Source organism: uncultured Zoogloea sp., assembly GCF_937894855.1.
GTDB lineage: Bacteria > Pseudomonadota > Gammaproteobacteria > Burkholderiales > Rhodocyclaceae > Zoogloea > Zoogloea oryzae.
The window spans coordinates 1-6,118 of record NZ_CALAYQ010000090.1 but is presented as its reverse complement, the minus strand read 5'-3'; the positions used below and the strand labels follow the sequence as shown (position 1 = coordinate 6,118).

7 protein-coding genes and 1 pseudogene are annotated in these 6,118 nt (G+C 65.2%); 4 read left to right on the top strand and 4 right to left on the bottom strand.

Annotated features, from left to right (window positions below; all coding sequences use genetic code 11):
• Both Q0672_RS11615 and Q0672_RS11610 read left to right on the top strand, forming a co-directional pair.
• Positions 1-293, top strand: a pseudogene (locus Q0672_RS11615) (malate synthase A); the annotation flags it as partial.
• 359 nt (positions 294-652) lie between these two features.
• On the top strand, positions 653-1,564 hold the full coding sequence (locus tag Q0672_RS11610; protein WP_298622335.1) for a PEP-CTERM sorting domain-containing protein: 912 nt from the start codon (positions 653-655) through the stop codon (positions 1,562-1,564).
• A 113-nt stretch (positions 1,565-1,677) separates the two neighbouring features.
• Here the strand turns inward: Q0672_RS11610 and Q0672_RS11605 are convergent, their stop codons facing one another.
• From Q0672_RS11605 to Q0672_RS11590, 4 genes are all read right to left on the bottom strand, one after another.
• Entirely contained in the window at positions 1,678-1,968 is a 291-nt protein-coding gene (locus Q0672_RS11605; protein ID WP_153159716.1) for a DUF167 family protein, read from the bottom strand.
• A gap of 3 nt (positions 1,969-1,971) precedes the next feature.
• Positions 1,972-2,544, bottom strand: a complete 573-nt coding sequence (locus Q0672_RS11600; RefSeq protein WP_298622332.1) for a YggT family protein — start codon at positions 2,542-2,544, stop codon at positions 1,972-1,974.
• A gap of 11 nt (positions 2,545-2,555) precedes the next feature.
• A complete protein-coding gene (gene proC / locus Q0672_RS11595; protein ID WP_298622330.1) occupies positions 2,556-3,368 on the bottom strand; it encodes a pyrroline-5-carboxylate reductase in 813 nt (270 codons plus the stop codon).
• 74 nt (positions 3,369-3,442) lie between these two features.
• On the bottom strand, positions 3,443-4,135 hold the full coding sequence (locus tag Q0672_RS11590) for a YggS family pyridoxal phosphate-dependent enzyme (protein ID WP_298622328.1): 693 nt from the start codon (positions 4,133-4,135) through the stop codon (positions 3,443-3,445).
• A gap of 129 nt (positions 4,136-4,264) precedes the next feature.
• Between Q0672_RS11590 and Q0672_RS11585 the strand changes: the two genes are divergently transcribed.
• Positions 4,265-5,308 carry a type IV pilus twitching motility protein PilT gene (locus tag Q0672_RS11585; protein WP_298622326.1) on the top strand — a complete coding sequence of 348 codons (1,044 nt, stop codon included), beginning with the start codon at positions 4,265-4,267 and terminating at the stop codon, positions 5,306-5,308.
• Positions 5,309-5,367: 59 nt separating this feature from the next.
• The coding region (locus Q0672_RS11580) for a PilT/PilU family type 4a pilus ATPase (RefSeq protein ID WP_298622324.1) at positions 5,368-6,118 on the top strand (751 nt) is incomplete at its 3' end.

The following is a 6,118-nucleotide window of genomic DNA, read 5'->3' as shown; positions in this document are numbered from 1 at the left end:
GCGTGCCCATCCACAACCTGATGGAAGATGCGGCCACCGCCGAAATCTCCCGCTCCCAGGTGTGGCAGTGGGTCGTCTCGCCGAAGGGCATCCTGGACGACGGCCGCAAGGTCACCGTCGAGATGGTCCGTCCGATGATCGCCGAGGAACTCGCCAAGGTGAAGGCCACCGTCACCGCCCAGGGCGAGGACACCGCCAGCTACGACCAGGCCGCGGTCATCTTCGACAAGATGTCCCTGACCCCGGAATACCCGGAATTCCTGACCCTTCCGCTGTACGAAGCGATGGAATGATCGGTCGGCGGCCAGCCTGCTGAATCAGACGGCGCCTGGGGAAACCCGGCGCCGTTTTTCATTTCCGGCGAAATCCGCGCCTTCCCGGCGAAAAACGCTGGGCATACGCCCGCTCGTCGCCAGCGTCGCCTCATCGCATGCCATGCGGCTCGAAAAATTGCCAGGAAGCACATCATCACTTGATCTACGTTTTCACCATCGGGGCGTGAAAATTTCCACAAAATACCGTCGAAATTTTTTACAGTTGTTTTAGAAGCCGAATTTCATACAAAAGATTCCCCTTTATTTGCATAAACTTACAAATAGGGCACAAATATTGCTATCCGTCAGGCGTTTTCCAATTTTCCGGACCTAACGCCATGAAATCCGCCCAGAACAAGATCATCGGCGCAGCACTTCTCAGCCTTGCACTGCCGCTGACTGCCCAGGCCACGGGAACCCTCCAGAACGACTATGTTCTGGCCGGCGTCAGCAACTACGGCACCCTCGGCTCGAACAAGACGGTCTCGCCCGGCATCCTGTTCGACCCGACCGGCTCCAGCATCTACGGCATCAACGATTTCCTGACGCCGGGCACCCCGTTCGAGGGCTTCTACATCACCTCGTCGGCCGGCAACTACCAGAGCAACAACACCGGGCACGGCTCGAACTCCTTCGTCGGCTTCACCATCGACCAGATCTCCTCCACGGTCGTGAGCGCCAGCGCCAGCTCCCTCGACGGCGCGCTGGGCGTGAGCAACCTCTACTCGCTCACCACCATCGGCGGCCGTTCTGCGATCGAGATCACCACCACGCTGACCAACAACACCGCCAGCGTCCTCACCAGCCTGAACTTCCTGCGTACGCTCGATCCCGATCCGGACGTCAACGCCTACAGAGTGTACGACACCACCAACGTCACCCTGTCCGACGACCAGGCCTGCGCCACGGGCGCCCGCACCGGCCAGACGATCTGCGCCTTCACCGCTGCCACCTACCGCCACAAGGCCGGCGTCAGCGCCAGCTGGGCCACCAACCCCGCCACCTACCTGGCCGGCACCAACAGCGGCAATGGCGACTACACGATCGGTATCGGCTTTGACCTGGGCGATCTGGCTGCCGGCGACAGCCTGACGCTCACCTACGGCTACGCCCTCGGCGAGACCCTCGACATCGCCTCCGGCGGCAGCACGGGCGGCGGCGCCATCCCCGAACCGAGCTCGCCTCTGCTGATCGCCACCGGCCTGCTGGGGCTTGCGGCCATCCGCCGCTTCAAGCGCAAGCAGCGCTGAGCATTGCCGAGCCCGGAATCCCGGGCCTCGCGCAATAAAAAACGGCACCCGCTCAGGGTGCCGTCTTCATTTTTCAGGCTCGTAATCGCAGCGCCTGCCCCGCCTCACCGCCATCAACCGCCCGCCAGTGCCTCCACGGTGGCCACATCGACGCCGGTGAGGCGCACCCGCTTGGTCCGGGACGTATCGCCGCTCACCAGCTCGACGGCCGACTTGGGCACGCCGCAGGTCTTGGCCAGAAAGGCGATGAGCGCCGCGTTGGCCTTGCCATCCACCGGCGGCGCTGCCAGGCGGATCTTCAGCGCCTCACCGTGCAGGCCGGCAATCTCCGTCTTCTTCGCGCCGGGCTGGATGTGCAGGCTCAGCACAAGACTGCCATCGGCCGCCCGGTTGAGCCAGTCCATGCCTCAGGCCAGCCCGAGCAGCATGTACTTGCCCATCGCCAGCGCGTTCTGCACCAGCTGGAGGACCAGCAGCAGCGCGATCGGGCTCAGATCCACCCCGCCGATCGACGGAATGATGCGCCGGAAGGGCCGCAGGAAAGGCTCGGCCATCGCGTAGATGATGCCGGCCAGCGGCGCGTGGGGATTGACCCACGAAAAGATCGCCGACATCAGCACCACACCCATCAGCAGATAGAGCCCGACCTTGACCGTCTCGAGCAGACCAACACCCCACATGGCCACCAGCAGCCCGACGGGATCTGCCCCCTCGATGGCGCCGCGCAGCGCCAGGGCAATGAACACCACCAGCACCTGCACCACCCACGCCGGCAGCAGGCTCGCCAGATCCAGCCCCTTCAGGCCGGGGATGAAGCGGCGCAGGGGAATCACCAGCCAGTCGGTGGTCGCCACCACGAACTGGCCGATCGGGTTGCGGAAGGAGATGCGCTGCCACTGCATCACGAAGCGCGCCAGGAGCACGCCAGAGAGAAGCCCGCCGAGGGTATCGACGAGGGTGAGGAGAAGGCTGCCGAGCATGGCGTTCCTCCTCAGTCGCGGCCGAGCTGGTCGCCCAGCTCACGCCCGCGGGCTTCGGCGGCTTTCACCGCGCGCTCGACGATGGCCGGGAAACCGTCCGCCGCAAAGGATTTGAGCGCCGCCTCGGTGGTGCCGCCCTTGGAGGTGACCCGCTCGCGCAGCACGCCCGGCGATTCGTCGCTGCCGGCAGCCAGCTTCGCCGCGCCGAGCACGGTGTCGATGGCCAGCTTGCGGGCGGTGGCCGCATCGAAGCCGATGGCCTCGCCGGAAGCCTGCAGGCACTCGATGAAGTGGAAGACGTAGGCCGGGCCACTGCCCGAGATCGCCGTCACGCCATCGATCTGCGCTTCGGCCGGCACCCACACAGTGCTGCCGACCGCCGCCAGCACCTGCTCCGCCGCCGCACGCCCCGCCGCATCGACGGACGCATCTGCAAACAGGCCGGTGATGCCCGCACCGATCAGCGCCGGGGTGTTGGGCATGGCGCGCACCAGCTTGCGGTAATCGCCCAGCCAGCGGCCGATATCCGCCAGGCGCAGCCCGGCGGCGATGCTAACCACCACCTGACTGGAGAGCCGGCCGGCGATCGGCGCGACCGCCGCCTTCAGCTGCTGGGGCTTGACCGCCAGCACCAGCACGTCGCAGGCCAGCGCCTGGTCGTCGAGGGCGTCGGTCGCCCGCACGCCAAACTGCCCGGCGAGCTTCTCGCGCCCTTCGGCGGTCAGTTCGACCACCTGCACGCCTGCCGCGTCAAAGCCCTGCTTGACCAGTCCGCCGATCAGGGCCGCTGCCATGTTGCCGCCGCCCAGGAAGGTGATTTTCATCGTTTCGGTTCCACCAATTGGTTTGAAAACGCCCGGCAAGCTGCGCCGCCGGGCCGGGTGAATCGGTTTGCGTTTCAGTTCGCGTAATTGCGCGATCCGAAGATCGCGGTGCCGACACGGACCATCGTCGAACCTTCGGCGATCGCCGCCTCCAGGTCGTCGGACATGCCCATCGACAAGGTGTCGAGATCGAGCCCGTCGGTCCGCAGATCGTCCATCAGCTGCCGCAGCATGGCAAAGCGCGACCGCTGCAGGGCCACGTCGGACGTGGGTTCGGGAATCGTCATCAGACCGCGCAACTTGAGGCGCGGCAGCGCCGTCACCGCCCGGGCCAACTCGGGCAGCTCGGCCGGCGAGACGCCGCTCTTGCTCTCCTCGCCGCTCACATTGACCTGGATGCACACCTGCAGCGGCGGCAGGAACACGTCGCGCTGCTCCGACAGCCGCTGGGCGATCTTCAGCCGGTCGATGGAGTGCACCCACGCAAAGCTGTTGGCCACCGGCCGCGTCTTGTTGCTCTGCAGCGGCCCGATGAAATGCCATTCGAGGCCAAGATCGGCCAGCGCCTCGACCTTGGCGACGCCTTCCTGCACGTAATTCTCGCCAAAGGCATGCTGACCAGCGGCCGCCGCCTCGCGCACGGATTCCGCCGGCCAGGTCTTGCTGACGGCCAGCAGGCGAATGCCCGCGGGATCACGCCCGGCGTCGGAAGCCGCCCGGGCAATGCGGGTGACAAGGTTTTGGAGGCGGCCGGAAAGGCCTGACATATAATTGCTCAACGCTTAATTTCGGGCTGAAAGGGCCGTTGAGTATAGCATTGGCCCTTGAGCCGAAATCCGGCCGAGGGCCTGCCCGCAAGCGCCGCCCGCCCACACCTCCAGCCACGAGTCTCCACGATGGATATCACCGAACTGCTCGCTTTCACCGTCAAGAACAAGGCGTCCGACCTGCACATTTCCGCGGGCCTGCCGCCGATGATCCGGGTTCATGGCGACGTACGGCGCATCAACCTGCCCGCCCTGGCCCACAAGGACGTGCACGGCATGGTGTACGACATCATGAACGACCAGCAGCGCAAGCAGTACGAAGAGTTCCTCGAGACCGACTTCTCCTTCGAGATCCCCAACCTGGCGCGGTTCCGGGTCAATGCCTTCAACCAGAACCGCGGCGCGGCAGCGGTGTTCCGGGTCATTCCGTCCAAGGTGCTGACCCTCGACGAACTCAACTGCCCGAAGATCTTCAAGGAAATCTCCAACCAGCCCCGCGGCATCGTGCTGGTCACCGGCCCCACCGGCTCGGGCAAGTCCACCACCCTCGCGGCGATGGTCGACTACGTGAACGAAAACGAATACGGCCACATCCTCACGGTTGAAGACCCGATCGAATTCGTCCACGAATCCAAGCGCTGCCTTATCAACCAGCGGGAAGTCTCCCGCGACACCCAGTCGTTCAACGCGGCGCTGCGCTCCGCCCTGCGTGAAGACCCGGACGTGATCCTGGTGGGCGAAATGCGCGACCTGGAAACCATCCGCCTCGCCCTCACCGCCGCCGAAACCGGCCACCTGGTGTTCGGCACCCTGCACACCTCGTCCGCCGCCAAGACCATCGACCGTATCGTCGACGTCTTCCCGGCAGCCGAGAAAGACATGGTGCGCGCGATGATGTCCGAATCCCTGCGCGCGGTGATCTCCCAGACACTCCTCAAGACCAAGGACGGCACCGGACGGGTGGCCGCCCACGAGATCATGATCGGCACCCCGGCCATCCGCAACCTGATCCGCGAGAACAAGGTCGCCCAGATGTACTCGGCGATCCAGACCGGCCAGAGCGTCGGCATGCAGACCCTCGACCAGTGCCTGACCGATCTCGTCCGCCGCAACATCGTCTCCGGCGCCGAGGCCCGCCTGCGCGCCGCCAACAAGGACAGCTTCCCGGTCTGAGCACCGCCCGCCCCAAACTCGACCCCGCCGGCCACGGCCGGCCGCAACAGGAATCCACCATGGAACGCGATCAGGCACTCAAGTTCATGCACGACTTGCTGAAGCTGATGCTTCAGAAGAACGGCTCCGACCTCTTCATCACCGCCAACTTCCCCCCCGCCATCAAGATCGACGGCAAGATCGTTCCCCAGTCGAACCAGCAGCTCACCCACACCCACACGGCCGAACTGGCGCGGGTGGTGATGAACGACCGCCAGGCAGCGGAGTTCGAGGCGACCAAGGAATGCAACTTCGCGATCTCGCCGCCGGGCATCGGCCGCTTCCGGGCCAACGCCTTCATCCAGCAAGGGCAGGTCGGGCTGATCCTGCGGACCATCCCGCAGAAGATCCCCACCTTCGACGAACTCGGCCTGCCGCCGGTGCTAAAGGACATCGCCATGTCCAAGCGCGGCCTGGTGATCTTCGTCGGCGGCACCGGCACCGGCAAGACCACCTCGCTGGCCGCGATGGTGGATTACCGCAACGAGAAGAGCTTCGGTCACATCATCACGGTCGAAGACCCGATTGAGTTCGTGCACGCCCACAAGAACTGCATCGTCACCCAGCGTGAAGTCGGCATCGACACCGACTCGTGGGAGCCCGCCCTCAAGAACACCCTGCGCCAGGCGCCGGACGTGATCCTGATGGGCGAGATCCGCGACCGTGAGACGATGGACTACGCCATCGCCTTCGCCGAAACCGGTCACCTGTGCCTCGCCACCCTGCACGCCAACAGCGCCAACCAGGCCATCGACCGGATCGTCAACTTCT